At 67.0% G+C, this 23498-nt stretch carries 27 protein-coding genes; 25 read left to right on the top strand and 2 right to left on the bottom strand.

Annotated features, from left to right (window positions below):
• Position 1: 1 nt before the first annotated feature.
• Positions 2 to 2296: a hypothetical protein gene (locus ACFVAJ_RS18260; protein WP_376946669.1), complete on the bottom strand. Its 2295-nt coding sequence runs from the start codon at positions 2294 to 2296 to the stop codon at positions 2 to 4.
• Positions 2297 to 2464: 168 nt separating this feature from the next.
• Here ACFVAJ_RS18260 and ACFVAJ_RS18255 point away from each other — a divergent pair, with 168 nt between their 5' ends.
• The 12 genes from ACFVAJ_RS18255 to ACFVAJ_RS18200 all read left to right on the top strand — a co-directional run bounded on the left by ACFVAJ_RS18255 (position 2465) and on the right by ACFVAJ_RS18200 (position 11871).
• Entirely contained in the window at positions 2465 to 2806 is a 342-nt protein-coding gene (locus tag ACFVAJ_RS18255; protein WP_376946666.1) for a flagellar basal body rod protein FlgB, read from the top strand.
• Positions 2806 to 3195, top strand: a complete 390-nt coding sequence (locus ACFVAJ_RS18250; RefSeq protein ID WP_376946663.1) for a flagellar basal body rod protein FlgC — start codon at positions 2806 to 2808, stop codon at positions 3193 to 3195. The genes ACFVAJ_RS18255 and ACFVAJ_RS18250 overlap by 1 nt, the downstream gene beginning before the upstream one ends.
• Positions 3196 to 3199: 4 nt before the next feature.
• Positions 3200 to 3502, top strand: a complete 303-nt coding sequence (locus ACFVAJ_RS18245) for a flagellar hook-basal body complex protein FliE (RefSeq protein WP_376946660.1) — start codon at positions 3200 to 3202, stop codon at positions 3500 to 3502.
• The gene (gene fliF, locus ACFVAJ_RS18240) at positions 3502 to 5073 is read left to right on the top strand and encodes a flagellar basal-body MS-ring/collar protein FliF (protein ID WP_376946657.1); all 1572 of its coding nucleotides are present in this window, start codon (positions 3502 to 3504) and stop codon (positions 5071 to 5073) included. Before ACFVAJ_RS18245 ends, fliF begins: the two co-directional genes overlap by 1 nt.
• The gene (fliG, locus tag ACFVAJ_RS18235) at positions 5070 to 6089 is read left to right on the top strand and encodes a flagellar motor switch protein FliG (protein ID WP_376946655.1); all 1020 of its coding nucleotides are present in this window, start codon (positions 5070 to 5072) and stop codon (positions 6087 to 6089) included. Before fliF ends, fliG begins: the two co-directional genes overlap by 4 nt.
• 190 nt (positions 6090 to 6279) lie before the next feature.
• Positions 6280 to 6663 (top strand): FliH/SctL family protein, encoded by a 384-nt coding sequence (locus ACFVAJ_RS18230; RefSeq protein WP_376946652.1) that lies wholly within the window; start codon positions 6280 to 6282, stop codon positions 6661 to 6663.
• A complete protein-coding gene (locus ACFVAJ_RS18225) occupies positions 6660 to 7964 on the top strand; it encodes a FliI/YscN family ATPase (protein ID WP_376946650.1) in 1305 nt (434 codons plus the stop codon). The genes ACFVAJ_RS18230 and ACFVAJ_RS18225 overlap by 4 nt, the downstream gene beginning before the upstream one ends.
• Complete coding sequence (locus ACFVAJ_RS18220; protein ID WP_376946647.1) at positions 7964 to 8389, top strand: flagellar FliJ family protein; 426 nt, start codon at positions 7964 to 7966, stop codon at positions 8387 to 8389. Before ACFVAJ_RS18225 ends, ACFVAJ_RS18220 begins: the two co-directional genes overlap by 1 nt.
• Positions 8386 to 9069: a C40 family peptidase gene (locus ACFVAJ_RS18215; protein WP_376946644.1), complete on the top strand. Its 684-nt coding sequence runs from the start codon at positions 8386 to 8388 to the stop codon at positions 9067 to 9069. The genes ACFVAJ_RS18220 and ACFVAJ_RS18215 overlap by 4 nt, the downstream gene beginning before the upstream one ends.
• Positions 9070 to 9080: 11 nt before the next feature.
• A complete protein-coding gene (locus ACFVAJ_RS18210; RefSeq protein WP_376947067.1) occupies positions 9081 to 10250 on the top strand; it encodes a flagellar hook-length control protein FliK in 1170 nt (389 codons plus the stop codon).
• Between the two features lie 13 nt (positions 10251 to 10263).
• The gene (locus tag ACFVAJ_RS18205) at positions 10264 to 10701 is read left to right on the top strand and encodes a flagellar hook capping FlgD N-terminal domain-containing protein (RefSeq protein ID WP_376946641.1); all 438 of its coding nucleotides are present in this window, start codon (positions 10264 to 10266) and stop codon (positions 10699 to 10701) included.
• A gap of 9 nt (positions 10702 to 10710) precedes the next feature.
• Positions 10711 to 11871 (top strand): flagellar hook protein FlgE, encoded by a 1161-nt coding sequence (locus ACFVAJ_RS18200; RefSeq protein ID WP_376946638.1) that lies wholly within the window; start codon positions 10711 to 10713, stop codon positions 11869 to 11871.
• A gap of 81 nt (positions 11872 to 11952) precedes the next feature.
• On the opposite strand, the gene ACFVAJ_RS18195 is transcribed toward ACFVAJ_RS18200, so the two are convergent.
• On the bottom strand, positions 11953 to 12336 hold the full coding sequence (locus tag ACFVAJ_RS18195) for a hypothetical protein (protein WP_376946635.1): 384 nt from the start codon (positions 12334 to 12336) through the stop codon (positions 11953 to 11955).
• Between the two features lie 188 nt (positions 12337 to 12524).
• Here ACFVAJ_RS18195 and ACFVAJ_RS18190 point away from each other — a divergent pair, with 188 nt between their 5' ends.
• The 13 genes from ACFVAJ_RS18190 to ACFVAJ_RS18130 all read left to right on the top strand — a co-directional run bounded on the left by ACFVAJ_RS18190 (position 12525) and on the right by ACFVAJ_RS18130 (position 23454).
• Complete coding sequence (locus ACFVAJ_RS18190) at positions 12525 to 12797, top strand: flagellar FlbD family protein (protein ID WP_376946632.1); 273 nt, start codon at positions 12525 to 12527, stop codon at positions 12795 to 12797.
• A complete protein-coding gene (locus tag ACFVAJ_RS18185; RefSeq protein ID WP_376946629.1) occupies positions 12797 to 13609 on the top strand; it encodes a motility protein A in 813 nt (270 codons plus the stop codon). Before ACFVAJ_RS18190 ends, ACFVAJ_RS18185 begins: the two co-directional genes overlap by 1 nt.
• A gap of 3 nt (positions 13610 to 13612) precedes the next feature.
• A complete protein-coding gene (locus tag ACFVAJ_RS18180) occupies positions 13613 to 14476 on the top strand; it encodes a flagellar motor protein MotB (protein WP_376946626.1) in 864 nt (287 codons plus the stop codon).
• A gap of 25 nt (positions 14477 to 14501) precedes the next feature.
• Positions 14502 to 15512: a DNA cytosine methyltransferase gene (locus ACFVAJ_RS18175; RefSeq protein ID WP_376946623.1), complete on the top strand. Its 1011-nt coding sequence runs from the start codon at positions 14502 to 14504 to the stop codon at positions 15510 to 15512.
• A gap of 96 nt (positions 15513 to 15608) precedes the next feature.
• Positions 15609 to 16508, top strand: a complete 900-nt coding sequence (locus ACFVAJ_RS18170; RefSeq protein ID WP_376946620.1) for a flagellar motor switch protein FliM — start codon at positions 15609 to 15611, stop codon at positions 16506 to 16508.
• Entirely contained in the window at positions 16505 to 17158 is a 654-nt protein-coding gene (gene fliN / locus ACFVAJ_RS18165; protein WP_376946618.1) for a flagellar motor switch protein FliN, read from the top strand. The genes ACFVAJ_RS18170 and fliN overlap by 4 nt, the downstream gene beginning before the upstream one ends.
• Positions 17158 to 17562 (top strand): flagellar biosynthetic protein FliO, encoded by a 405-nt coding sequence (locus tag ACFVAJ_RS18160; RefSeq protein WP_376946615.1) that lies wholly within the window; start codon positions 17158 to 17160, stop codon positions 17560 to 17562. The genes fliN and ACFVAJ_RS18160 overlap by 1 nt, the downstream gene beginning before the upstream one ends.
• Positions 17559 to 18383 carry a flagellar type III secretion system pore protein FliP gene (fliP, locus tag ACFVAJ_RS18155; RefSeq protein ID WP_376946612.1) on the top strand — a complete coding sequence of 275 codons (825 nt, stop codon included), beginning with the start codon at positions 17559 to 17561 and terminating at the stop codon, positions 18381 to 18383. Before ACFVAJ_RS18160 ends, fliP begins: the two co-directional genes overlap by 4 nt.
• 19 nt (positions 18384 to 18402) lie before the next feature.
• Entirely contained in the window at positions 18403 to 18660 is a 258-nt protein-coding gene (locus ACFVAJ_RS18150) for a flagellar biosynthetic protein FliQ (RefSeq protein WP_376947065.1), read from the top strand.
• Positions 18661 to 18703: 43 nt separating this feature from the next.
• Positions 18704 to 19426, top strand: coding sequence for a flagellar biosynthetic protein FliR (locus tag ACFVAJ_RS18145; protein WP_376946609.1), 723 nt, complete (start codon positions 18704 to 18706; stop codon positions 19424 to 19426).
• Positions 19423 to 20523 (top strand): flagellar biosynthesis protein FlhB, encoded by a 1101-nt coding sequence (locus tag ACFVAJ_RS18140; RefSeq protein ID WP_376946606.1) that lies wholly within the window; start codon positions 19423 to 19425, stop codon positions 20521 to 20523. Before ACFVAJ_RS18145 ends, ACFVAJ_RS18140 begins: the two co-directional genes overlap by 4 nt.
• Positions 20520 to 22574, top strand: coding sequence for a flagellar biosynthesis protein FlhA (locus ACFVAJ_RS18135; RefSeq protein WP_376946603.1), 2055 nt, complete (start codon positions 20520 to 20522; stop codon positions 22572 to 22574). Before ACFVAJ_RS18140 ends, ACFVAJ_RS18135 begins: the two co-directional genes overlap by 4 nt.
• Entirely contained in the window at positions 22555 to 23454 is a 900-nt protein-coding gene (locus ACFVAJ_RS18130; RefSeq protein WP_376946600.1) for a hypothetical protein, read from the top strand. The genes ACFVAJ_RS18135 and ACFVAJ_RS18130 overlap by 20 nt, the downstream gene beginning before the upstream one ends.
• The last annotated feature ends 44 nt before the right edge of the window (positions 23455 to 23498 follow it).

Below are 23498 nucleotides of genomic sequence, written 5' to 3'. Positions count from 1 at the left end.
CTCACGGGGCTATCGGGTCGCGCAGAGACCCGGGCCCAGGAGGTCCCCAGTTGTCGATCGCTGACAAGGACGACTTGTCAGAACGGATCCCCCACGAGCCACCGAACCCGTACCAGGGCTGCGCCTGAGCGTTGAGGACCTTCATTGTGGACCACGGCGCCCACTGACGGCCAACTCCCGTGCGGTCGAAGCCACCCTCACCTTGAAGGATGCAGGAGTTGCGGTACTCGCTTCCTGCTGCGCTGCTCGAGTCAGGGAACGAGGCGTGGCCGCCGAGCGCGGAGTAGACACGGAAGTGCGCGTTGTCAGGGGCTGCGCCTGCCGGAAGCGCCGGGTCGAGCGTCCCGATGTCTCGGACGTCCGGTTCGCAGTAGTGCTGGTAGAAGCCTGCAGTGCTTGCGATGTTCCCGTCGTCGAGGTGGACGACGACTCGCTCCCAGTCGCCTTCATGGACCTCATGGATGGGGCCGGCGTTCCAAGCGTTGTACGCGTAGAACAGCCAGTAGACGATGAAGTGCCCGCGGTTGTCGTCGATGTACTCGGCGAACATCGGGGCGCCCAGCGATCCGATCCTGTCGCCAGGGCCGAGTTTCAGCGCATACCCGTACGGCTTGTCGCGGGTGACGGCGATTTCTGCTGGGTTCCCGTTCACTGCCGGGAAGGTGCATTTCTTCCCCGTCGCCCGGTAGGGGTTCGTTGCCCGTTCTCCGATCCGACCCAGTGTCGGGTTGTCGGTGATCAGTTGCGCTGCGCATCCGGGCACCATCTTCTTGTCGTAGAACCGGAGTGTCGAGTCTCTGACGAACTTGGCGGGGTTCGACGGCAGGTACTTCTCGTTGGGATGGAGGACCACGGTCGGTGCGTAGTAGGTGACCGGGTCGACGAGGATGCTCGGGATTTCGTAGATTCCGCAGTCTGTTCCGTCGGCCGCGGTGACCTCGAGCGATGGCTCCGTCCATCCGTGGTACGCGTAGGTGACGTCAGTGGTCGCCTCACCGCCGACAGGCGCATCGACGCCGTGCACGTCGCCGAGCGACCCTGTGACCGTCGCTGTGACCGGCTGAGTGCCGTTCCCGACTTCCACCCGCCACCTCACTGTCCGGGACCTGTCTTCGTTGACGGTCGGCGGCAGCCACACTCCGTTCGCGGTGATGTCCGCCGGGCAGACCTCGTCCGGCGGGCATCCGTCATTGGCCGGGATGCCGGGGACTTCCGGGCACCGGTCGACGAGATCGTCGATCCCGTCGCTGTCCGTGTCGGTCGGCTCGTCGAGGTCGGGGCATCCTCCGTTCAGTGGTGTACCGCGCTCCTCGGGGCATATGTCGAGGTAGTCAGGGACGCTGTCCCCGTCGGTGTCCACGTCGGTGGAGTCAGGGCATCCGTTCGGGAGTGACCCCCACACGTTGCCGCACTGGTCGAGGTTGTCGTTGACGCCGTCGGCGTCGCTGTCAACCCGGGCTGCGGAAGTGAGGTGGTCGTACTCAGCGCAGTCGCTCACACTGTCGCCGTCGGTGTCGATGCTGGAGTCGCAGTTCGTGCGACGGAATGCGGCCGTTGCGGTCAGATCGACGCGGCTGTATGAGCCGTCATCACCGAACATGGTGACCCCGGAGAACCAGACACAGCTGACGACGAAGGACTGAACCGTCCACGGCACCATGGTGTCGTCCCCGCATGCGGCGTACGGCCAGGTGGGGGCGTCGAAGTCATACTCAGCCCGGTACGGCTCTCCGTTGCATGGGGTCTGATCGATCACCTGGTGAATCATGAACGGCGAATCTTCATAGGCGAACGCGCCGGCGTAAGTGCTGACGAGTTCGCCGCCGCTCAGGTTGATGTTGAACGAACCTGTCCCTGAACCATCACCAGTCTCGGTCGTCGTTGTGATGACGGAGGCCTCATCGCACCACAGGGCTGGAGAGGTGTCGACGATCACCTTCCGGTGCGACCCTTCGCGCGCGAACCCGCAACCGCCTTCCATACTGGCGGATGGGTCGGAGGAGAACGCGAACTGGCGTGTCTCGGCGACGTGTGTCTGCTCGATGGCATCCCACGATTCGTAACGCTCATCGCCGGTCATGAACCCGGTCCAGCCGCACTCCTCGTCCGGAATCGGGGTGGGTATCCGCGGTGCGGGATTGGTGATGTACCCGCCGTCGTCTCCGTTCGGGTCCGGGGCCCACGCATTCGCGGGCGACACGACCGTGAACGCCAAGATCAACGCAGCGATCGCCGAGACGACCGCGCGGAACTTCGTCTGTCGAGTGAGGGGTTTCATCTTCGATCCCCAAGACATGCCGGGCTGCTTCGTACCATCGCAGATCAAGCGATCCGACATCAGACCCACTCCGGGGGACAACCTCTAACACCCGGGATTCCACTGCCGACAGTGGACGTAGAGCACGGATCGCTCAACGTCCACCGGCCACGGATCGGCCATCACCACCCGGGAAAGAGACCAGTCGTGTTCGACTCCGTGACCGCTGTAGCGCTGGAAAGCGCGCTCGACGGGCTCGCCGGCCGGCAGCGCGCGATCGCCGACAACATCGCGAACGTGAACACCCCGGACTACCACGCGAAGCGAGTCCAGTTCGAAGACGCACTGGCCCAGTCGATCGCATCCGGGGACGGCCGCGTCGACGCGACCGTGAAGACCTCCCTCGAGCCGACGAAGCTGAACGGCAACAACGTGAGCCTCGACACGGAGACCCTGTCGAACATCGACACGGTCCTCCGGTTCCAGTTCGCCACGCAGGCGATGGACGGGAAGTTCTCCTCGATCCGCACCGCACTGAGGAGCAACTGATGACGTTCGACGCGATCGGGATCGCCGGTACCGCTCTCACCGTCCACCGGAAGTGGCTGGACGCTGTCTCCGACAACCTCGCGAACATCAACACCGCCGCCCCGACCGACGGTGCCGCGTTCCAGGCCCGCTACATCGAAGCGACCGCGGGCGACGGAGGCGGCGTGTACGTCCGTGCGACCCGGTTCGGCGACGCTGAAGGCCGTCTCGCGTACGACCCGGAGAACCCGCTCGCCGACGAGCAGGGGTACGTCCGGATGCCGGACATCGACATGTCGACGCAGATGAGCTCGCTGATCATGGCTCAGCGCGGATATGAAGCCAACACCGCGGTCGTCGACCGTGCGAAGACCACCTACGAGGCAGCCCTCCAGATCGGACGTAACTGAGCTGATGCCCATCGATCCCATCACTTCCGTCGCCCCGGTCTCCGGCACCGGGTACGTGCAGCCAGCAGAAATCCCGGGTGTCACCGGCACCGGGTTCGGTGACGTGTTCACCGGCGCCATCGACAACGCGCAGGCGCTGTCCGGGAAGTCGTCCGAGCTCGCCATGCAGGCGATCACCGGCGACCTGAACGACATCCACGCGGCGACGATCGCGTCCACCCGCGCCGCCGTCACCCTTGAGCTGACCGCGGCGATCCGCAACAAGGGCGTCGACGCGTTCAACGAGATCATCCGGATGCAGGCCTGATGCCCCAGCAGATCACCAACTTCTTCGGCAAGTTCCGCTCCGTCGTCGGCGGGTTCACCACCGCTCAGAAGACCCTCGCGATCATCGGTGTCGCCGTCATCGTCCTCGGCGGCGCCGCGGTCGCCGCGTTCGCGTCGAAGCCGACCCTGGCGCCGCTGTTCACCGGGCTCGGCGGAGAGGACGCGTCCGCGATCGTCGAGCAGCTGCAGGCGGACAACGTCCAGTACGAGCTCGCCGACGGCGGCGCGACCATCATGGTCCCGCAGGATGTCGTCTACGACCAGCGCCTGAAAGCCGCCGCTGAGGGCCTCCCCGGCGGCGACACCGGCGGGTACGCGCTCCTCGATAAGATGGGTGTCACCTCGAGCGAGTTCCAGCAGTCGGTGACGTACAAGCGCGCCCTGGAAGGCGAGCTCGAGAAGACGATCTCCGCGATGGACGGTGTGCAGGCCGCCCGCGTCCAGGTCGCCGTCCCCGAAGAGACGGTGTTCGCGAAGCAGAAGGAAGACCCGACCGCGTCGGTGTTCATCCGCACTCGCGCCGGCGCCACCCTCACCAGCGACCAGGTGAACGCGATCACCCACCTGACGAGCGCGTCGATCGAGGGGATGAACCCCGAGGACGTGTCGGTGATCGACTCGTCCGGTGCGGTGCTGTCCACCCTCGGTGACGGGGCTGCCGGTTCGGCGGACAAGCAGGCGTCCGACTTCGAGGACCGGACCCGCCAGAACGTCCAGCAGATGCTCGACCGGATCGTCGGGCCCGGCAACGCGACCGTCGCGGTCGCCGCGACCGTGTCGAAGGACACCGCGCAGGTGACCAGCGAGACGTTCACCGAAGCTGAGGACACTCCGCCGCTGTCGGAGTCCACCGAGCGTGAGGAGTACACCGGCGGTGCTGGCAACGCCACCGGGGTCCTCGGCCCGGACAACATCGCGGTCCCGAACGGTGAGAACGGGAACGGGAACTACACGTCGGAGAAGACCGTCCGGAACAACTCGGTGAACAAGGTCACCGAGAACCGGAACGTCCCGGCAGGCCAGATCTCCCGGCAGACCGTGTCGGTCGCGGTGAACGAAGCCGCTGTCGACGGCGTCACCCGCGGTGAGATCGAAGCGATCGTCGCGGCCGCTGCCGGCATCGACGACGAGCGCGGCGACGCGATCAGCGTCGAGCTGGTGTCCTTCAACGGTGACGCCTCCAAGCGTGCCGAGGACGCGTTGAACGAAGCCGACGCAGCCGAACGAGACGCGCAGACTTCCGACATCGTCCGCACTGCGATCATCGCCGGTGCTGTCGCGATCATCGCAGCGCTCGGGATGGTGCTGCTGTTCCGTCGCGGCCGCGACCGCCGCGAACCGATCGACCCGGAGACGCTGGACCTGTACCCCGAGGTGATCGTCCCGGAGCCGGCGCCGACTGTGGTGCTCCCCGAGCCGATTCTCGACGAGAGCGACGTTCCGGCCGCCCCGCCGACCATCGACATCGCCCGCGCACAGCTTTCCCGCCTGGCTGTGCATGACCCGAGCAAGATGGCCGCGCACCTGCGCTCCATCATGGAGGACAAGTGACCTTGACGAAGGATGCCCTGACCGGCACCCAGACGACCGCGATCGTCCTCATGAACCTCGAAGCGGACACCGCCGCTGACGTGCTCCGGCAGTTCACGGAGGAGGAAGCGCAGGAGATCGCCGCAGAGATCGTGAAGATGCGGAAGGTCGACCCGGACGTCGTGGAGCAGGCGCTGCTCGAGTACCACGAGATGGTTCTCGAAGGCCGCGTCGGATCCCGCGGCGGCCGCGACTTCGCTGAGGACCTTCTGGCGTCGTCGTTCGGTGCGGAGAAGGCCGCCGGGATGATGGGGAAGGTGAACTCGTCGATGGCCGGAAGGTCGTTCGAGTTCCTCGACGCCGCCGACCCGGCGCAGGTTTCTACCCTCCTCGAGGGTGAGATGCCTCAGTCGATCGCGACGGTCCTCGTTCACCTGCGCCCGGTGCACGCGTCGTCGGTCATGGCTCACCTGAAGCCTGTCCTTCGGACCAGCGTCGCTGAGTCGATCGCTCGGATGTCGTCCGCGACTCCGGAAGCGGTGGCGCTCCTGTCGACGTCCCTGAAAGCCCGTGCCGCTGCGGTCGTCTCGCCGCGCTCCGCGACCGAGGTGGTCGGCGGCATTCAGCCGCTCGTCGACATCATCAACCGGGCATCCGTGGACACGGAGAAGGCAGTGCTGGAAGGCCTCGAAGCCCGCGACCCCGAGCTCGCCGAAGAGGTCCGCAGCCGCCTGCTGACGTTCGAGGACATCGTCCGCCTGGAAGCCCGGGACGTGCAGCTGGTGCTCCGCGGCATCGAGATCGCGGTCCTCGCGGTCGCGATGAAGGGTTCCGCGGAACCGGTGCAGGAGAAGATCCGCACGAACCTGTCGGAGCGCAACCGCGACCTCCTCGAGGACGAGATCGCCACCATCGGTCAGGTCCGCACCTCCCAGGTGGAGGAAGCCCGAGCCGAGGTGGTCCGTGCGATCCGTTCGCTCGAGCAGGAAGGTCAGATCACGGTGCACCGCGCCGAGGAGGACGTGTTCGTTGGCTGAGGCTGTGTCGCTGCTCATCCCGGAGGTTCCGGCAGCGTCCGCAGGTGACCGGAACGCCGGCTTCGCTGCCGGGTACGCTTCTGGTTCCCGCGCAGCCGAAGAGGAGGGCGCCGCTCTCCGCCGTCGCCTTGAGGCGGAGCACGCTGCAGGGGAAGCCCGCCGCGACGCCTCCGTGCAGGAAGCCTGCCGGGTGCTCCGTGAAGCCGCGGCCGCGCTCAACATGGCTGCTGTCGCCGAAGCTGCCACCGCGACCGCTGCTGCCGCCGTTGCGGCCGCGGAGATCGCCCGCGCCGTCGTCGGCGCCGACCTGTCCGACCGCGGTCACGCCGCGCACGCCGCTCTCGCCCGTGCGCTCGACGCCGCGATCGACTACCCGGTGAAGACCGTCCACCTGCACCCGGACGACCTCACCGTGATCCCCGAAGACACCCTCCCTGACGGGGTTGACGTCGTTGCAGACGAGAGCCTCACCCGAGGTGACGCGACCGTCCACCTGCCCGCAGGGTACCTCGACGCGACCATCCGCACCGCGGTCGGCCGCGCCGTCGACGCACTCACCGGAGGCGCCGAATGATCCTCCGAACCCTCACCGACCGTGCTGTCGCCGCAGCAGCACCCGAGCAGGTCGGGACGATCGCTGCCGCGGTCGGTCTGTCCGTGGATGTTCACGGCTCCGGCGCCGCGGTCGGCTCCCTCCTCACCGTCGACGGCGGCCCCGAGCTCGAAGTCGTCGCCGTGGACGGCCCCACCGCACGGTGCATGCCGCTCACCGCCGAGGGCACCATCCGCACCGGCATGCAGGTCCGCCCGCTCCGCGACGGCGCTCGCATCCCCACCGGCCCCGCCTTGTTCGGCCGCGTCCTCGATGGGCTCGGCCGCCCGATCGACGGAAAGGGCCCGATCTCCGGCGTCCAGCTCGTCGACGCCGGCCACACCACCCCGAACTCCATGACCCGTGCCCGCATCGGAACCCCAGTTCAGACCGGCGTCCGAGTCATCGACACCCTCACCACAGTCGGCCAGGGGCAGCGGATCGGCCTGTTCGCCGGATCCGGCGTCGGGAAGTCCAGCCTCCTGTCGATGATCGCCCGCGGCACCGACGCGGAAGTGTCCGTGATCGCCCTCATCGGTGAGCGCGGCCGCGAAGTGCGCGAGTTCCTCGAGGACGACCTCGGCGCAGAAGGCCTCGCCCGCTCCGTCGTCATCGTCGCCACGAGCGACGAACCAGCCCTCATGCGGCTCCGCGCAGCGTCCACCGCGACGAGGATCGCCGAGTCTTTCCGAGACGGCGGCTCCGACGTCGTCCTCATGATGGACTCCCTCACCCGTGTCGCGATGGCGCAACGCGAGATCGGTCTGTCTGTCGGTGAACCGCCGGCGACCCGCGGGTACCCGCCGTCGACGTTCTCCACCCTCGCCCGTCTCCTGGAACGTGCCGGCACCGCGGAGACCGGATCGGTGACCGGGATCTACACCGTCCTCGTCGACGGGGACGACCACAACGAACCGATCGCCGACGCCGCACGCTCCATCCTCGACGGCCACGTCGTGTTGGACCGCCGCCTCGCAGTCGCCGGGCATTTCCCCGCCGTCGACGCGCTCGCGTCGATCAGTCGTGTCGCGTCGAAGGTCACCACCGACGAACAACGTCAGCATGCCACCAACCTCCGCCGGCACATGGCCGCGAAGAAGGAGATGCAGGACCTCATCGACGTCGGCGCATACCGGGAAGGCGTGAACCCGGTCGTCGACGCTGCGATCGCCGCCGATGACCAGATCCTCGCGTTCCTCCGCCAGTCGATGGACGACCAGGTGGGGTACGACACCTCCTGGGCGCAGCTCGCCCGACTGAACACCCAGCTCGGAGGTGCCTGATGGCGGAACGATGGTCGCTCGCAGGGCTCCTCCGGCTCCGGCAGATCGCCCAGGACCGCGCCGAAGCGGACCTCGCCGACGCGAACTGGCGGCACCGGAACGCGGAACGCGCGCACGAACGGACCAGGTCGGCGATGTCCGCGTACGGAGACCCGGCCCTCACCGTCGAACAGCTCCGCGCGATCGCCGCCGCACGCACCGCCGGAGCTTCCATGATCCAGGAACTCCACACCGTCGCAAAGCTCGCCGAAGCGGACGCCCGTGACGCCCAGTTCGCTGCTCAGGAAGCCCGGCAGGCGGCGAAAGGCCTGAAGAAGCTCGAAGCCCGACACCTCGAGCAGCAGGCAGCCGAGGAGCTCCGGGTAGAACAGTCAGCCATCGACGAGCTCGCGACGAACGCGGCGATCAGAAAGGAGCACCGGTGAGTTACAACGACGCGCTGGCTCGGATCGGAGAGATCCGCGTGAACCTCGGCATCGAGACTGCACCGGCAAAGGACACCACCGTGCAGCCGACAGGGACCGGGTTCGCCACCGAAATGTCCGCCCTGCAAGGCAAGATGCAGGTCGCGAACCCAGGCGGGGTCACCGGTGACGACATCGTCGCCGAAGCGAAGAAGTACCTCGGCGTCCCGTACGTCCTCGGCGGCACCACGATGGACGGGATGGACTGCTCCGGGCTCGTGCAGACCGTGTACGGGAACCTCGGCATCGACGTCCCTCGCCTCGTACGAGACCAGCAGAACATCGGCGTCGAAGTCCCGTCCCTCGCCGAAGCGAAACCCGGCGACCTGATCGTCGGCCCGAACGCCGACCACATCGTCATCTACGCCGGCGACGGGAAAGTGATCCACGCCCCGTACGAAGGCCGCACCGTTTCGTACCAGGACAACTTCTACAGCGAAGACGAGATCGTCACGATCCGCCGCGTGATCCCCGAACCGCAGGTCACCACCGCCCGCATGGGCGCAGGATCCTCGTCGCAGCAGGCGCAGCTCGCCGCACTGCAGCAGCTTCTGTCCGGGATGAACACCCAGAACAGCACCCAGAACCTCATCGACCTGATCGGTGCGTCCCAGCTCACCGTATTCGGAAGGACCTCATGAACGTGACCGCGATGATCCCCGGCCTCCTGCCGGCAGCACCAGCACAGCCAGGACCCGGGCAGGCCGCTGACGAGCTCGGCATCTTCGCCGGGCTTCTCGGCCAGCTCGAGCAGAACCAGTTCCTTCCGGCAGGGCAGGACCAGGAGGTGAACCCCGACGAGCTCGGGGGCGCCGACCAGGAGCCCGCCACCGTCGAGACACCAGCTGCCGGGTTCCCGGACGCGGCAGCCGTCCTGTTCCCCGCGATCGCCGTGCCGGCAACCACCTTCCCTGCGACGACGGGCACTGGAGAGACACCGGCAGCCGGCACCGCACCAGCCGCCTCACCCGCACCGACCGGCGCACCGAATATCGACCCGGCCGGCGCCCAGACACCCGCAACCCAGACGGCCGCCGGTACCGCGCCGCTCCCCCGCACCGCCGACCCGGCTCCCGCCAGGCCGACCACGCGCACCACACAAGCCGCCGCCACCCCGGCCGCTGCCGCCGCAGCTCCGCACAACGCCGAGGCGGCCGCCACCTCGCCGGCAACCGCCCGACCCGTCATCGCCACCACCCAGACACCCGACACCGCACCGCCACCGACCGCGGCCGCGCAGCCAGCCCCGGCCGCGCAACCAGCGCCCGCGACGAACGCCGACACGAGCACCGCCAAGAACATCGACCCGGCCGCCCCGGCAGCCGTCGCACCGACACAACCCGCCGCACCCGCCACCCCGGCGGCCGCAACCCAGACTGCGCCCGTCACCCACCGCGAACCACTGCACGCACAACTCACCCGACCCGTCATGAACGTCGCCCAGAAGGGCGACGGAACCCACACGGTCACCGTGCAGGTCACCCCGGAGAAGCTCGGGCCGGTGACCGTCCGGGCTCACGTCGACGGGCAGAACGTGAAGATCGAGCTGCTCACCCCGTCGGCGGATGGACGTGAAGCGGTGAAGCAGATCATCGGCGACCTTCGCCGCGACCTCGCCGTGTCTGGCATGAACGCCGACGTGCAGCTCGGCGCCCGCAGCGGCACCGACCAGCAGGCGTCCGCGTTCCGGGAGCAGCCGCAGGGAGGACGTGAGCAGGGCCCGGCTAACCGTGAACCCGCCGGCAGCCGAGAGTCACAGACGAGCAAGGACCGTGAACGGCCCACTCACCGTCAAACCACGAACCTCGACGTCCTCGCCTAAGGAGCAACACCGAATGCCTGTCGAAGCCGTCACGAGCACCGGCGCGTCGCTGTACTCCAACCAGCCGACCCGCGCCCCGAAGCAGGAGATGGACGGTGAGATGTTCCTGCAGCTGCTGATCACGCAGATGCAGCACCAGGACCCGTCCAGCCCGATGGACACCAGTCAGATGATGGCGCAGACCGCGCAGCTGGCGTCGATGGAGCAGCTGACGAACATCTCGAAGCTCGCTGAGGAGACGTTCGCGCTCAACATGCGAGGCGTCGCGAGCGAACTCGTCGGCAAGACCGTCGGTTACGTCGACGCTGACGGGAAAGAACTCACCGGCACGGTGTCCTCCGTGTCCTTCGCCGGACCTGTCCCGATCGTGAAGATCGGCGACACCGAAATCTCCCTCGATGCCGTCACCGGCGTCAAGGGCTCCAATCCGGACATCCCGAACCACCACTGAAAGGCACCCATGCTTCGCGCGCTCTTCTCCGGAGTCTCCGGACTCCGCTCCCACCAGACGATGATCGACGTCGTCGGCAACAACATCGCCAACGTCAACACACCCGGATTCAAGGGGTCGCAGGCGCAGTTCCAGGACACCCTGTCGCAGATCCTCCGAGGCGGCGGTGCAGGCACCCCCGAGATCGGTGGCACGAACCCCGCCCAGGTCGGGCTCGGCGTGCAGGTGGCAGGCATCTCCACGAACTTCGCTCAGGGCTCCGCGAAGGCTACCGGCCGCCCGACCGACCTCATGGTCTCCGGTGACGGGTTCTTCACCGTCCGCTCCGGCGGGCAGACCCTGTACACCCGCGCCGGCAACTTCGACTTCGACCCGCTCGGCCGCCTGGTCAGCCCGTCCGGCGACCTCGTGCAGGGATGGGTCGCGAACGGCGGCGTCATCAACACCGGCGGCGGACTGCAGGACATCACCCTTCCGCTGAAGGCGGTGTCGCCCGCCAAGGCGTCGACGACTGCGGAGTTCAGCGGCAACCTTCCCGACGACGCCCCGGTCGGTGAGACGCTGCTTCGAGACCTCGACGTGTACGACGCCTCGGGCAACAAGACGACCCTGTCAATCACGTTCACCCGCTCGGCGACCGGCTGGGATGTGAGCGAGGGCGGCACCGCGATCGGCACACTCACCTACGCGAACGGTGCGCTCACGTCGGGCGCTTCGATGACGATCGGCGGCGTCGCGGTCGACTTCTCGGAGACGACCGGCTTCGCGAAGCTCACCGACCTCGGCGTGAAGAGCCAGGACGGCCGCCCGGTCGGTTCGCTGGACTCCTACTCGATCGCCCCGGACGGCACGATCGTCGGGACGTTCTCGAACGGTGCGAGTGAGCCACTGGCTCGAATCGCGATGGCGACGTTCGTGAACCCGGGTGGTCTGCAGAAGGCCGGCGGGTCGACCTACGAAGCGACCGCGAACTCCGGCGCCGTCACGTACGGCACCGCCGGTTCGGCCGGGTTCGGGAAGCTGGCGTCCGGGTACCTCGAGATGTCGAACGTGGACCTGTCGCAGGAGTTCGCGGACCTGATCGTCGCGCAGCGTGGCTTCCAGGCGAACGCGAGAATCGTGACGACGAGCGACCAGATCCTCGAAGAGGTTACGAACCTCAAGAGATAATGCTTACTGAGTAAGTAGTTGCCGAGGGCAACAGAATGGCCGACTCCCATCGCGGGCGTCGGCCATTCTGTTGATGGTCGGTTAGCGGAGCTTCGTGCCCGACTTCACGGTCGGGTAGATCTTCGCGGGCTGGAAGTTGTTCCCGTAGATCTGGAACTCGTACGTCTCACCGATCTCGTACTGGTCCAGGAGCTCGTTGCGCTCATCCGGCGACCCGGTGCCCGCACCCTCGATGAGGAAGTTGCCGCAGTCGGTGTGCACCTCCGGCTGAGTGCCGCTGCTGCCGTCCTGGCCCCTTCCGGTAGCGGTGACGCTTCGGTACTGCCCCTGCACAGTGCAGATGACCGTGGAGATCTCAGTGGGCTCCACAGCCTGCGAGATGCCGACGAAACCGATCCAGCCGACGAGCAGGACGGCGCCTGTAGCGAAGTACTTGCCGAGCTCACGGACGGTGTCATTGAACACGATGTTCTCCTTCTTCTTCTGACACGCCCATGCGCGGAAACCGTCCAGATCGAGACCAAACGGATCGATGCCGGCCACAGGCACCCAGGCAGGCCGCCAGGCGCCGCGGAACCCTAACGATTCGGGCTTCACAGCCGATGGTGCAGTCAGGCGCACCCGCGTCCCCACCCTCTGAGGAGAGCCTTCACATGATCGTCGTCACGCGCCTGAACGGGACGACGTTCGCCGTCAATCCGGACCTCATCGAACGCATCCAAGCGTCCCCGGACACCACCCTGTTCCTCGTCGACGGCACCACCTACAACATCCTCGAACCGCTCGCCGACGTCATCGACCTGATCGCCGGACACCGGGCCCGGGTGCTCGCCGCCGCGTTCCACCTCCGCGCGAACGACCCGCAGATCGCGAAGCTCCTCCAACTCGACCCGATCGTGCCTCCTGGCGCAGACAGGACACGCTGATGGACATCTCCCTGCTCGTCGGAGTGCTCCTCGCCTTCGGATCCGTCGTCTCGATGGTGATCCTCGAAGGCGGGAGGATCGAATCGCTCCTGCTCCCAGCGCCGATGGTGCTCGTGTTCGGCGCGACCATCGCGGTCGGATTCGCGTCCGGGAAGCTCCGCGACACACTCCGCGCGTTCGGGTCGATCCCGCGAGCTATCGTCGGCCGCACCCGCCCGCCGCAGCAGATCATCGAACAGCTCGTCGGGATCGCCGACAAGGCCCGACGCGAGGGGCTCCTCTCCCTCGAAGACGACGCAGCGAAGACGGACGACCCGTTCCTGAAGAACGCCCTGCAGAACATCGCCGACGGCACCGACTCCGAAGAGCTCCGCGAGCTCCTCGAATCCGAGCTTCACACCCAGATCGCCGACATGAAGCTCAGCGCGAAGTTCTTCAAGACCCTCGGCGGGTACGCGCCCACCATCGGTATCGTCGGCACCGTCGTGTCACTCACCCACGTCCTCGAGAACCTCTCCGAGCCGGAAACCCTCGGCCACTCGATCGCTGCGGCGTTCGTCGCCACCCTGTGGGGTCTCGTCTCGGCGAACTTCCTCTGGCTGCCGCTCGGCGACCGGCTCGGCCGGCTCGCGCAGCTCGAGGAGGAGAACCTCAACCTCATCCTCGAAGGCGTCCTCGCGATCCAGAACGGCATCCAGTCGCGCCTGCTCGGAGAGCGGCTGAGCGCGATGGTCCCGGCGCACATGCTCTCGAAGACCGAGTCGAAGACCACCGCGAAGCCGGACGCGGACGCACGAAGCAAGCAGGACTGACCCGTGGCGAAGAAGCGGCGCAAGAGCGGCAGCATCGAGCATCACGTCGATGAACGCTGGATGGCGTCGTACATGGACATGGTCACCGTGCTCATGTGCATGTTCATCGTCCTGTTCGCGATGTCCTCCCCAGACGCGGAGAAGTACGAACAGCTGAAAGACTCCCTCGCCACCGGCTTCGGTGTGGAAGAGACCGACAAGGTCGACACCGCCGAAGGAGTGATCGTTCCTCCCGAGCTCATCGACGAAGAAGGCGAACTCGTCACCGATGTCGACCTCGCGATCAAAGAGATCGAACGTCTCGAAGAAATCCGTGACGAGATCAACACTTCCCTGACCGGCAAGGGGCTCGCCGACGCCGTCAACTACAAGATCGACGAGCACGGCCTCACCGTCCGCCTCGTCGGCGCCGAAACGTTCTTCCAGGGCAACAGCACCGAACTGAACCCGAAAGCGATCGACGTGCTCTCCTCGATCGGCGCCGTGCTCGCACCGCTGAAGGACGAGATCGCCGTCGAGGGCCACGCTGACCCGCACGGCTCCCCCGCCCCGTTCCCGACTGACTGGGAGCTCTCGAGCGGCCGCGCAACCCAGGTGGTCCGGTACTTCGTCGAGCAATCCGGTGTCGATCAAACCCGCGCCGGCGCATCAGGGTACGGTTCGGCACGACCCGCGACCAATGACGCCTCCCCTGCCGGTCAGCAGACGAACCGTCGGGTCGACGTGGTCGTCCTCTCCGACCAGTCGGACGAGATCCGTTCGCTGATCCCCGGCCTCGTCGACGCCGACCGGGAAGCGGCGAGCAAGAAGTCGCACAAGGAAGCAGAGAAGTCGAAAAAGGACACCGAGAAGGGCTCTTCGCACTAGCTTCACGCCCGCGCATGAGGCATTCGTGAAGAAGACCCCTGACCTGACCATTGACCTCTGCGCCGGACCCGGCGGCTGGGATGAAGGCGCCCGCATCATCCGCGCAGGACTCGACATCGTCGGCTACGACATCTCGAAGGACGCTGTCGCGACCGCCCGCGCCGCCGGGCACACTCGCGTCCTGCAGGACATGCGTGAGCTCCGCATCGCGGACTTCGGCGGCACCAAAGGGCTGATCGTGTCGACCCCGTGCCCGTCCTTCAGCCCTGCCGGTCTCCGCACCGGCACCGGCGCCGACTTCCAGAAGGTCCTCGACGTGTGGACCTCCGTCGGCTGGGGTATCGACCTCGAAGACGCCCTCGAGTCGGTCTCGGACGTGCAGGACCCCCGCACCGCGCTCCTCGCGGAAGCCGGCCTCTACGCGATGCTCCTCCCCGACATCGAATGGGCCGTGTTCGAGCAGGTGGCGACCGTGGAGTTCGCCTGGGAGGACCTCGCAGCGGAGCTCTACAGCCAGGACTGGGCGTGGGTTGACGTCATCAACGTCGACTCCGCTGACTACGGGGTCGCGTCACACCGGAAGCGGACGTTCCTCGTCGCCAGGAAGCACTCCCCGTCCGCCTACGGGTTCAACCTGGAGGAGCGGACCACGATGATGTCCGAGCTCCTCGGCTGGGAGCCCGGCCACCACATCATCACCCGCGGGAACCGGAAGCCGACCGGCGGGAACCGTTTCTCCGCCGATCGCGCCTCCTGGTGCCTGACCGGGTCATCCCGCACCTGGGAGCGTGAGGACGGGCTTCGCCTCGACGCGAACGAGGCTGGCGCACTCGTCGGGTTCGACTGGGCGTACCCGTGGCAGGGTTCACGCTCCTCCCGGTTCCTGCAGGCAGCCGACGTCGTCTCCCCGGTCGTCGCGGCCGGCATCCTCGGCGCCGTGCTCAACATCGACGCTCGCGGCCCGGTCCGGGAGCACCTGGACCGACTGAACGCAGGGGCTCCGCCCGCCGAGTACAGCCTGGCGTCGGTGAGCTGAGCTCCAACCCTCAGCGGAGAAGGTTTCCGCGCATGTGTACTGCGTGCGCGGGAACCACGTCTTACGTGGCCTCCAGGCGCTGCCGATAGTCCATTCGTGAGCCACCGAGACGCGAGAACTTTGAACCACCCCGCTCCCAAGCCGCCAGAGCTCTACGACTTCGGTCGACCGACCACGCTGGCCCGGGAGCATTCCCGCGTGCTCGAGGTCGGCTTCGAATCCCTCGCCCGCCAGTGGGGCACCCAGCTGACGGCGAACATCCGCACCCGCGCGCAGGTCACCTTCGACGAGGTCAAGATGGCCACGTACGACGAGTACGCTGCGTCGCTTCCGCCGCTCACCACGATGGTGCTCTGCGACCTCGGCGACGAACCTGCGAAGTCGGTGATCCAGTTCCCCGGATCCACGGCGCTGTCCTGGTTCTCCCACATGCTCGGCGGTGACGGCTCCCACGACGAACCCGAGCGCCCCTTCACGCAGATCGAGCAGTCCCTTCTCGGCAAGCTCGTCGCCGACCTGATCGACGACCTCAGGTACTGCCTGAACGGGCTCATCACCGACGAGATCGCCATGTCGTCGGTGACGTCGAACTCGCAGTTCGCGCAGGCCGCAGCGCCCGGCGAACTCATGGTCATCGCTTCGTTCACCGTGCAGACCACCGATCGTTCCTCCATGGCGACACTCGCTTTCCCGTCCGAAGTGATCCTCCGCCGTCTCGGCGACGCGAACCCGGTGGTCCGTGAAAGCGAGGCCCGGACCATGCTCGAACGCCAGCTCGCCCGTGTTCCCGTGTCCATGAACCTGCAGCTCACCCCGCTCGAGCTGACCGCGAAGGACGTCCTTCAACTCGAAGTCGGCCAGCTGATCAAGATCGCGCACAGCACCGACCGACCCATGCACCTCGCCGCGGAAGGCCACATCATCGGGTCCGCCGCGCTCGGCCGTGCCGGACATCGGCTCGCCTGCACCATCACCGACACCAAGGAGACCCGTTGACCACCCAGGACCTGTCGGCGGTCGCCGACGCCCTCGTGAACTCGCTGCCGACCACGAAGCGGCTCATCGCAGCACCGGCGACCGGGCCCGCCGAAGGGAAGACGGTGTACACCGCAACTCTCGTCGGCTCCCCGAGCGCGCAGCTGGCCATCACGTTCGCCGACGACGACTACCTCTCCGAGTCCGGTGTCGCGGCCGACACCGCCGTCACCCCGGCCTTCATCGCCGCCGGTGAAGTCATCGCGGTCGGTCAGCTCAGCGACGTCACCACCGGAGGCCGGCACCTCCTCGAGGACGACGAGATCCCCCGATTCGCGCTCCTCGACAGCGCCGCGAACATCGTCGGATGGTTCGCCGTCCAGGTGGACCCGACCGGCCGCACCGGGGATGACGCGCACCTGTCCGAGAAGCTGCAGCGAGTCAACCCGATCGAGGTCGCCCTCACCGTCGTCATCGGGTCGAAGACGATCACCCTCGGCGACATGCTGAACATGAAGCCCGGCGACGTCGTGGAGCTCGACCGTGCCGCCGGCGCCCCGGCAGACATCCGCGTCAACAACCGCCTCGTCGCGCTCGGCGAAGTCGTCGTCGTCGACCAGGACTACGGGATCCGCATCACCCGAATCCTCGAGGACGGCGTCGCAGCCTGATGGACCTGTTCTCGATCGGACGTGCGATCGTCGCCCTCGCGGCGGTGCTCGCCCTGCTGTGGTGGCTGAAAAGTCGCCTCGAGAACGGCAAGAAACTCCGTCCCGCACCGACCTCCGACGCCCTGACGGTTCTCCGCCGCCAGACGCTCGGCCGGCGCGCCTCCCTCGTCGTCGTCGACCACGGCGGCCGCCGGCTCCTCCTCGGCGTCACCGACCAGCAGGTCAACGTCCTGTCCGACACGGACATCCCCGAGCAGCCTGAGTTCACACTCGATGTCGACATCTCAGGCCATGACCTCACCACCGACAAGCCCGCATCGCACGGATCGCTACGCGGGGCCGTCCTTTCGCTCGGCGCACGGATGCGTCCAGCTGAAGCCGTAAGGCAGGACCTCGAACAATGACCGCTGCCGCGACCCGGAAGTCGCGGAAGCTCGCCTGGTACGCCGCCGTGTTCGCGGCCGTCACCGTCGCCGCAGTGTTCGCCGCGGCCGCACCGAGTTTCGCTGAGCCGATCGACCCGATCCCACCGACCGACCCTTCCGGGCCCGGCGCCGGCACCGTCGGGGTGACGATCAACGGCCCTGACGGCACCCCGTCATCGGCGATCGTCACCCTGCTCAGCATCACTGTGCTCAGCGTCGCCCCGGCGCTGCTGCTCATGATGACGTCGTTCACGAAGATCTTCGTCGTCCTCGGCATGACGCGCTCCGCGCTCGGGCTGCCTTCCATCCCGCCGACGCAGGTGCTTGCAGGTCTCTCGCTGTTCCTGACGATGTTCATCATGTGGCCCGTGCTCTCGGACGTGAACGCCGCCGGCGTACAGCCGTACCTGAACGGTCAGATGAACTTCGAGGACGCTTTCGCTGCCGGCACCGAACCGATCCGGCAGTGGATGCTCGGCTTCACCCGGGAAGAGGACATTGCGCTGATGACCCGCGCTGCGGGGCTCGACAACCCCGACACCGCGCAGGACGTCGACATGATGACCCTCATCCCGGCGTTCCTGATCTCGGAGCTTCGTGCCGCGTTCATCATCGGGTTCGTCATCTTCATCCCGTTCCTGGTCATCGACCTCGTCGTCTCCAGCGCGCTGATGTCGATGGGCATGATGATGCTCCCGCCGGTGATGATCTCGCTGCCGTTCAAGATCCTCCTGTTCATCCTCGTAGACGGGTGGGGGCTGCTCGCCACCACCCTCGTCTCCTCGTACAACGGGAGCTGACGTGGACACGAACCAGATCATGGACATCGGCATGGACGGGCTCATCCTCGCCGCGAAGCTCGCCGCGCCGATCCTCATCACCAGCCTCGTCGTCGGCTTCGCGATCTCCCTGATCCAGTCGATCACGCAGGTGCAGGAGGTGACGCTGTCGTTCGTCCCGAAAGCGATCGCAGTGTCCATCGCCCTCATCGTCAGCGGCCACTGGATGATCAGCGAAGCGGTGGCTTTCACGAACGAGCTGTTCCTGAAGATCCCCGCACTCGTCGGAAGCGGGTGACCCCGTGTACATCCCGGTGAGCTTGCCGTGGATCGAAGCGGTGATGCTCGCATCGGTCCGGATCATCGCGTTCGTCGCGATCGCTCCCCCGTTCTCGTACAAGTCGTTCCCCGGCCGGGTGAAAGCGATGATCGCGATCGGGCTGGCGATCGCTGCAGCTCCGAAGGTCACGGACGGGTTCACCGAGCTCAGCGACGCCGCATTCCTCGGCGCGCTCGTCGCGGAAGTCATCACCGGGGCCGCGCTCGGGTTCCTCGTCTACGTCCTGTTCGCTGCGATCCAGGACGCCGGCGGGCTGATCGACACGTTCGGCGGGTTCCAGATCGCGCAGGGGTTCGACCCTCAGCTGAACATCCACGGCGCCCAGTTCTCCCGCCTGTTCGGGATGGCGGCGATCGCGTTGACGTTCTCCACTGGCGCCTACCTCGTCATCATCGGCGGGCTGATGTCGACCTTCGAAGCTGTCCCGCTCGGCGCCGGGTTCGACAACCTGAACGCGGAAACGTTCATCACCGCGGCATCCGGGGTCCTCGTCGCCGCGGTGCAGATCGCCGGGCCGCTCATCATCGTGCTGTTCCTCGCCGACCTCGGACTCGGCCTTCTCACCCGTGTCGCTCCCGCGCTGAACGCGTTCGCGCTCGGGTTCCCGTTGAAGATCCTGCTGACGCTTACGCTCGGCGGGCTCATTTTCGTCGCCCTCCCCGCAGCAATCGCAGCACTCACCGGTGAAGCGATCGACGCAATCGGGGCGGTGATCGGCGGATGAGCGACTCCGAGGAACGGACAGAGAAAGCCAGCCCGAAGAAGCTGAAGGACGTCCGCGAGAAGGGCGGCCTGCAGAAGTCTCAGGACCTGACCGCATGGCTTGGGATCGGGGCCGCCGCAGTCGCGCTCCCCGCAACGATGGCGACCGCCGGTGCCGCCACCACAGCGCAGATGCACCAAGCGATGCAGGTCGCAGCGAACCCTGACCCGCAGCACGCCGTGGAGGTCCTCGGCGAGGGGCTCGGATCGATCCTCGGGATCCTCGCGTTCATGCTCGCAGTCGTCGCGGCAGCCGTGATCGTCGGCTCCGCTTCGCAGGGCGGCATCCACCCCAGGAAGTTCAAGGGGAAGTACGAGCAGTTCAACGTCGTGAAAGGCATGAAGCGGGTGTTCGGGCTGCAGGCGCTCTGGCAGGGCGTGAAAGCGCTCCTGAAGACCGCCGTCGTCGGCCTCGCCCTGTACGCCGTCATCCAGTCGTTGATGCCGGTCCTCACCCAGGCCGGCGGGCTGCCGGTCTCCGCGTTCCTGGAAGCAGCCGGTGAAGGCGTCACCTCACTCCTCGTGACCGCGGTCGCAGCCGGCCTCATCATCGCCGGGTTCGACGTGTTCGTCGTCTGGAAGAAGAACCGGAAGCAGACGATGATGACGAAGAAGGAAGTCCGCGACGAGATGAAGAACTCTGACGGCGACCCGCTCGTGAAAGCGCAGCGTCGATCCCGTCAGCTGGCGATGAGCCGGAACCGGATGATCGCATCCGTCGCCGACTCCGACGTCGTCCTCGTGAACCCCACCCACGTCGCCGTCGCGTTGAAGTACGACGCCGGCAAGGGCGCCCCACGGGTCGTCGCGAAGGGGAAGGGCGCGATCGCCACACGTATCCGCCGGGAAGCGGAGCTGAAGGGCGTCCCGATGGTGAAGGACGTCCCGCTCGCCCGCGCGATCCACTCCTCCTGCGAGGTCGGACATGAAATCCCCGTCGACCTGTACCACGCGGTCGCCCTCATCCTGCACTTCGTCGCATCGCTGAAGAAGCGCGGCGCGGCCACCGGAATCCACCAGATGTCGAAGCCCACCCTCACCTTGGGAGCAACCTCATGAAGTCCACCCTGACCAAGTTCGGCGTCCCCGTCGGCGTCGTCGGCATCCTGCTGCTGCTGATCGTCCCGGTCCCGTCGCAGATGCTCGACATCCTGATCATCGTGAACATCCTGTTCGCGCTCGTCATCCTGCTGACGACGATGTTCGTGAAGAAGCCGCTCGACTTCTCCGTGTTCCCGTCGCTGCTGCTGATCGCGACCCTGTTCCGGCTCGGTCTGAACGTCGCATCAACCCGCCTGGTGCTCGGCGAAGGTTTCGCCGGCGACGTCATCCAGGCGTTCGGTCATGTCGCGGTGTCCGGGTCGGTCATCATCGGCGCGGTCGTGTTCCTCATCCTCGTCGTCATCCAGTTCGTCGTCGTCACCAAGGGCGCCGAACGTGTCGCCGAGGTCGGCGCCCGCTTCACCCTGGACGCGATGCCCGGCAAGCAGATGGCGATCGACGCTGACCTGAACTCCGGCCTGATCACCGAGGAGCAGGCGCGAACCCGCCGCGCGGAAGTCGCCGCCGAAGCCGACTTCTACGGCGCCATGGACGGTGCGTCGAAGTTCGTGAAGGGCGACGCGATCGCCGGCATCATCATCATCGTCATCAACGTCATCGGCGGTATCGCGATCGGCATGCTGCAGAACGGCATGGAGATCGGTGAAGCGCTCGAGCACTACACGATCCTGACGATCGGTGACGGCCTCGTCACCCAGATCCCGGCGCTGCTCATGGCGGTGTCCACCGGCATGATCGTGACCCGCTCCGCCGCTGAAACCGACCTCGGATCCACCGCGTCGAAGCAGCTGTCCCAGTCGCAGGTCGCGATCATGATCGCCGGTGTCGCCGCGCTCGTCATGGGACTCATCCCCGGGATGCCGTTCCTCGCGTTCGCCGCCGTCGGGCTCACCCTGATCATCGTCAGCCGCCGCCTGAAGGCATCGGAGGAACGTCAGGCGCGTCTCGCCGAGCATGGCAGTCCTGCGGACGCAGCACCGAAGACGGAGACGACCGACGACCTCATCGACCAGATGCAGGTGCACAACCTCGAGATCAGCCTCGCCCCGGACGTCGTCGACATCGTCTCCGGCGCCAGCGACGACCTGCTCGCCCGAGTGAAGCAGCTCCGGAAGAAGGTCAGCATCGACTACGGGTTCATCATCCCTCGTGTCCGCACCCGCGACTCCGTGGCGTTGCCCGCCTCGACGTACACGATCAGCATCGCCGGTGTCGAGGAAGCCCGCGGCATCGCCCCGGCCGGCCGGGTCCTCGCGATCGGGTCGGAGCAGGCCCTCTCCGGGCTTCCCGGGCAGCTCGACCACGAGCCGGTGTTCGGGCTCGAGGGCAAGTGGATCCCCGGTGAGATGCGACGAACCGCTGAGCTTTCCGGCGCGACCGTCATCGATCGAGTGTCGGTGGTCGTCACCCACCTGAACCGGGTTGTGCTTGACAACGCCGCCAGGCTCCTCTCCCGTGAGGATGTCCGCACTCTGACTGAGCACCTGAAGCGGTCGAACCCCGCCGCGGTCGACGAGCTCACTCCGGCGCCGCTGTCCCTCGCGGAGGTTCAGCGTGTACTGCAGGGGCTACTCTCCGAGCTCGTCCCGATCAACGACCTCGGCCGCATCTACGAAGCGCTGTCGCTTCGCGCGAAGGCCCCCGCGGATGCGGAGCAGCTCATCGAGGCGGCCCGCACCGCGCTCGGCCCTGCGGTCGCCGCGCAGCATGTGAACGACGGTGCGTTGAACGTGGTGACGATCGATCCGCTCCTCGAGCAGCAGATGATGGAAGGGCTCCGCCCCACCGACCAGGGGTCGCAGATCCTCCTGGCGCCGGAGTCGATCTCCGGGGTGATCGCGTCGGTCCGCTCGAACCTCGACGCCGCAGAGCAGGAAGGGCTCACCCCGGTCGTGGTGTGCGCCCCGGCGCTCCGCCCGGCTGTCCGTCGGATGATCACCGCGCAGAAGCCCGGCGTGACGGTGCTGTCCTACTCGGAGGCAACCGCTTCCGGGAACGTCGCGATCAACACGGTGGGGGTGATCCGCAGTGAGCCGGCACACGTTTGAAGCTGAGACGCTCGAGGCGGCGAAGCAGAAGGTCCGCGAAGCGTTCCCGGGCGGCGGCGTGACCGTCGTGTCCGCGGATCGTGTCGGCCGTCCTGCCGGGGTTCCGGGGTTCACGAAGCAGCTGTTCGCGAAGCCGCGATACGAGATCGTTGTGGACGTGGAAGATGAGCTGGTCCCCGCCCACCTGTTCGCAGAGGACAGCTCAGGCTTGTACGCGCTCCTCACCGCTGAGGACGCCGCCGACGGTCATGACCCCGAGCCTGCACGGGATCCGTTCGGGGCGGTCATTGGGAACCTTCACGCTCTCGCCGACCTGGACGACGAACCGGCTTCCGTGTCGCCGCTCGAGCCGGCCGGGTTCGAGCAGCTGTTCACGAGCCGGGCGGAGCTGCTGGCCCGCACCGTTCAGGTTCCGGTGATCTCGAAACGGGCGGGCGACCTCGTGGTCGTCGTCGGCCGACCAGACGACGCCGTGCAGGCCGTGAAGGCGCTGTCGCGGTCCGGAAGGTACGCAGAGCTCAGACCGGCCGGGAGCGCCGCCCTGCGAGGCGCTGAGCCGGTCTCAGACCGTCGCGGGGCGCTGACGGCACGAGCTGCAGCGGTCGAACGCGACCGGCCGGTGTACGTGGCGTACGGGGCCGGGATTGGCGGAACCGTCGACCTGGACGACATCTCACCCGACCAGCTCTGGCTCGCCGTGGACGCTTCCGCGAAACCCGACGACACCGCCGCGTGGGCGGCGCCGCTGATCCGCAGGTACGACGTCGAAGGCCTCATCGTCTCCGGTGTCTCAGCGACCCTCTCGCCGGCGACCGTGAACCTGCTGAACGTCCCCGTCGGGTACGTGGACGGGAAGCCTGCTGACGCGCCGCGGCTCTGAGCTGCCGGCGCCCGCGCATGGGTGTGTCAAAGCAGCGAAACCAC

It is taken from the genome of Agromyces sp. NPDC057679, assembly GCF_042799635.1.
Taxonomy (GTDB): domain Bacteria; phylum Actinomycetota; class Actinomycetes; order Actinomycetales; family Microbacteriaceae; genus Agromyces.
This window is presented reverse-complemented; position numbering and strand designations above follow the sequence as displayed.

Bases quoted from the DNA above. Each gene is read 5' to 3' on its own strand.
- ACFVAJ_RS18260 (WP_376946669.1), bottom strand. From the start codon at position 2,296: ATGTCTTGGGGATCGAAGATGAAACCCCTCACTCGACAGACGAAGTTC.
- ACFVAJ_RS18250 (WP_376946663.1), top strand. From the start codon at position 2,806: ATGACGTTCGACGCGATCGGGATCGCCGGTACCGCTCTCACCGTCCAC.
- ACFVAJ_RS18245 (WP_376946660.1), top strand. From the start codon at position 3,200: ATGCCCATCGATCCCATCACTTCCGTCGCCCCGGTCTCCGGCACCGGG.
- fliF (WP_376946657.1), top strand. From the start codon at position 3,502: ATGCCCCAGCAGATCACCAACTTCTTCGGCAAGTTCCGCTCCGTCGTC.
- ACFVAJ_RS18225 (WP_376946650.1), top strand. From the start codon at position 6,660: ATGATCCTCCGAACCCTCACCGACCGTGCTGTCGCCGCAGCAGCACCC.
- ACFVAJ_RS18220 (WP_376946647.1), top strand. From the start codon at position 7,964: ATGGCGGAACGATGGTCGCTCGCAGGGCTCCTCCGGCTCCGGCAGATC.
- ACFVAJ_RS18210 (WP_376947067.1), top strand. From the start codon at position 9,081: ATGATCCCCGGCCTCCTGCCGGCAGCACCAGCACAGCCAGGACCCGGG.
- ACFVAJ_RS18205 (WP_376946641.1), top strand. From the start codon at position 10,264: ATGCCTGTCGAAGCCGTCACGAGCACCGGCGCGTCGCTGTACTCCAAC.
- ACFVAJ_RS18200 (WP_376946638.1), top strand. From the start codon at position 10,711: ATGCTTCGCGCGCTCTTCTCCGGAGTCTCCGGACTCCGCTCCCACCAG.
- ACFVAJ_RS18190 (WP_376946632.1), top strand. From the start codon at position 12,525: ATGATCGTCGTCACGCGCCTGAACGGGACGACGTTCGCCGTCAATCCG.
- ACFVAJ_RS18185 (WP_376946629.1), top strand. From the start codon at position 12,797: ATGGACATCTCCCTGCTCGTCGGAGTGCTCCTCGCCTTCGGATCCGTC.
- ACFVAJ_RS18160 (WP_376946615.1), top strand. From the start codon at position 17,158: ATGGACCTGTTCTCGATCGGACGTGCGATCGTCGCCCTCGCGGCGGTG.
- fliP (WP_376946612.1), top strand. From the start codon at position 17,559: ATGACCGCTGCCGCGACCCGGAAGTCGCGGAAGCTCGCCTGGTACGCC.
- ACFVAJ_RS18150 (WP_376947065.1), top strand. From the start codon at position 18,403: ATGGACATCGGCATGGACGGGCTCATCCTCGCCGCGAAGCTCGCCGCG.
- ACFVAJ_RS18145 (WP_376946609.1), top strand. From the start codon at position 18,704: ATGCTCGCATCGGTCCGGATCATCGCGTTCGTCGCGATCGCTCCCCCG.
- ACFVAJ_RS18140 (WP_376946606.1), top strand. From the start codon at position 19,423: ATGAGCGACTCCGAGGAACGGACAGAGAAAGCCAGCCCGAAGAAGCTG.
- ACFVAJ_RS18135 (WP_376946603.1), top strand. From the start codon at position 20,520: ATGAAGTCCACCCTGACCAAGTTCGGCGTCCCCGTCGGCGTCGTCGGC.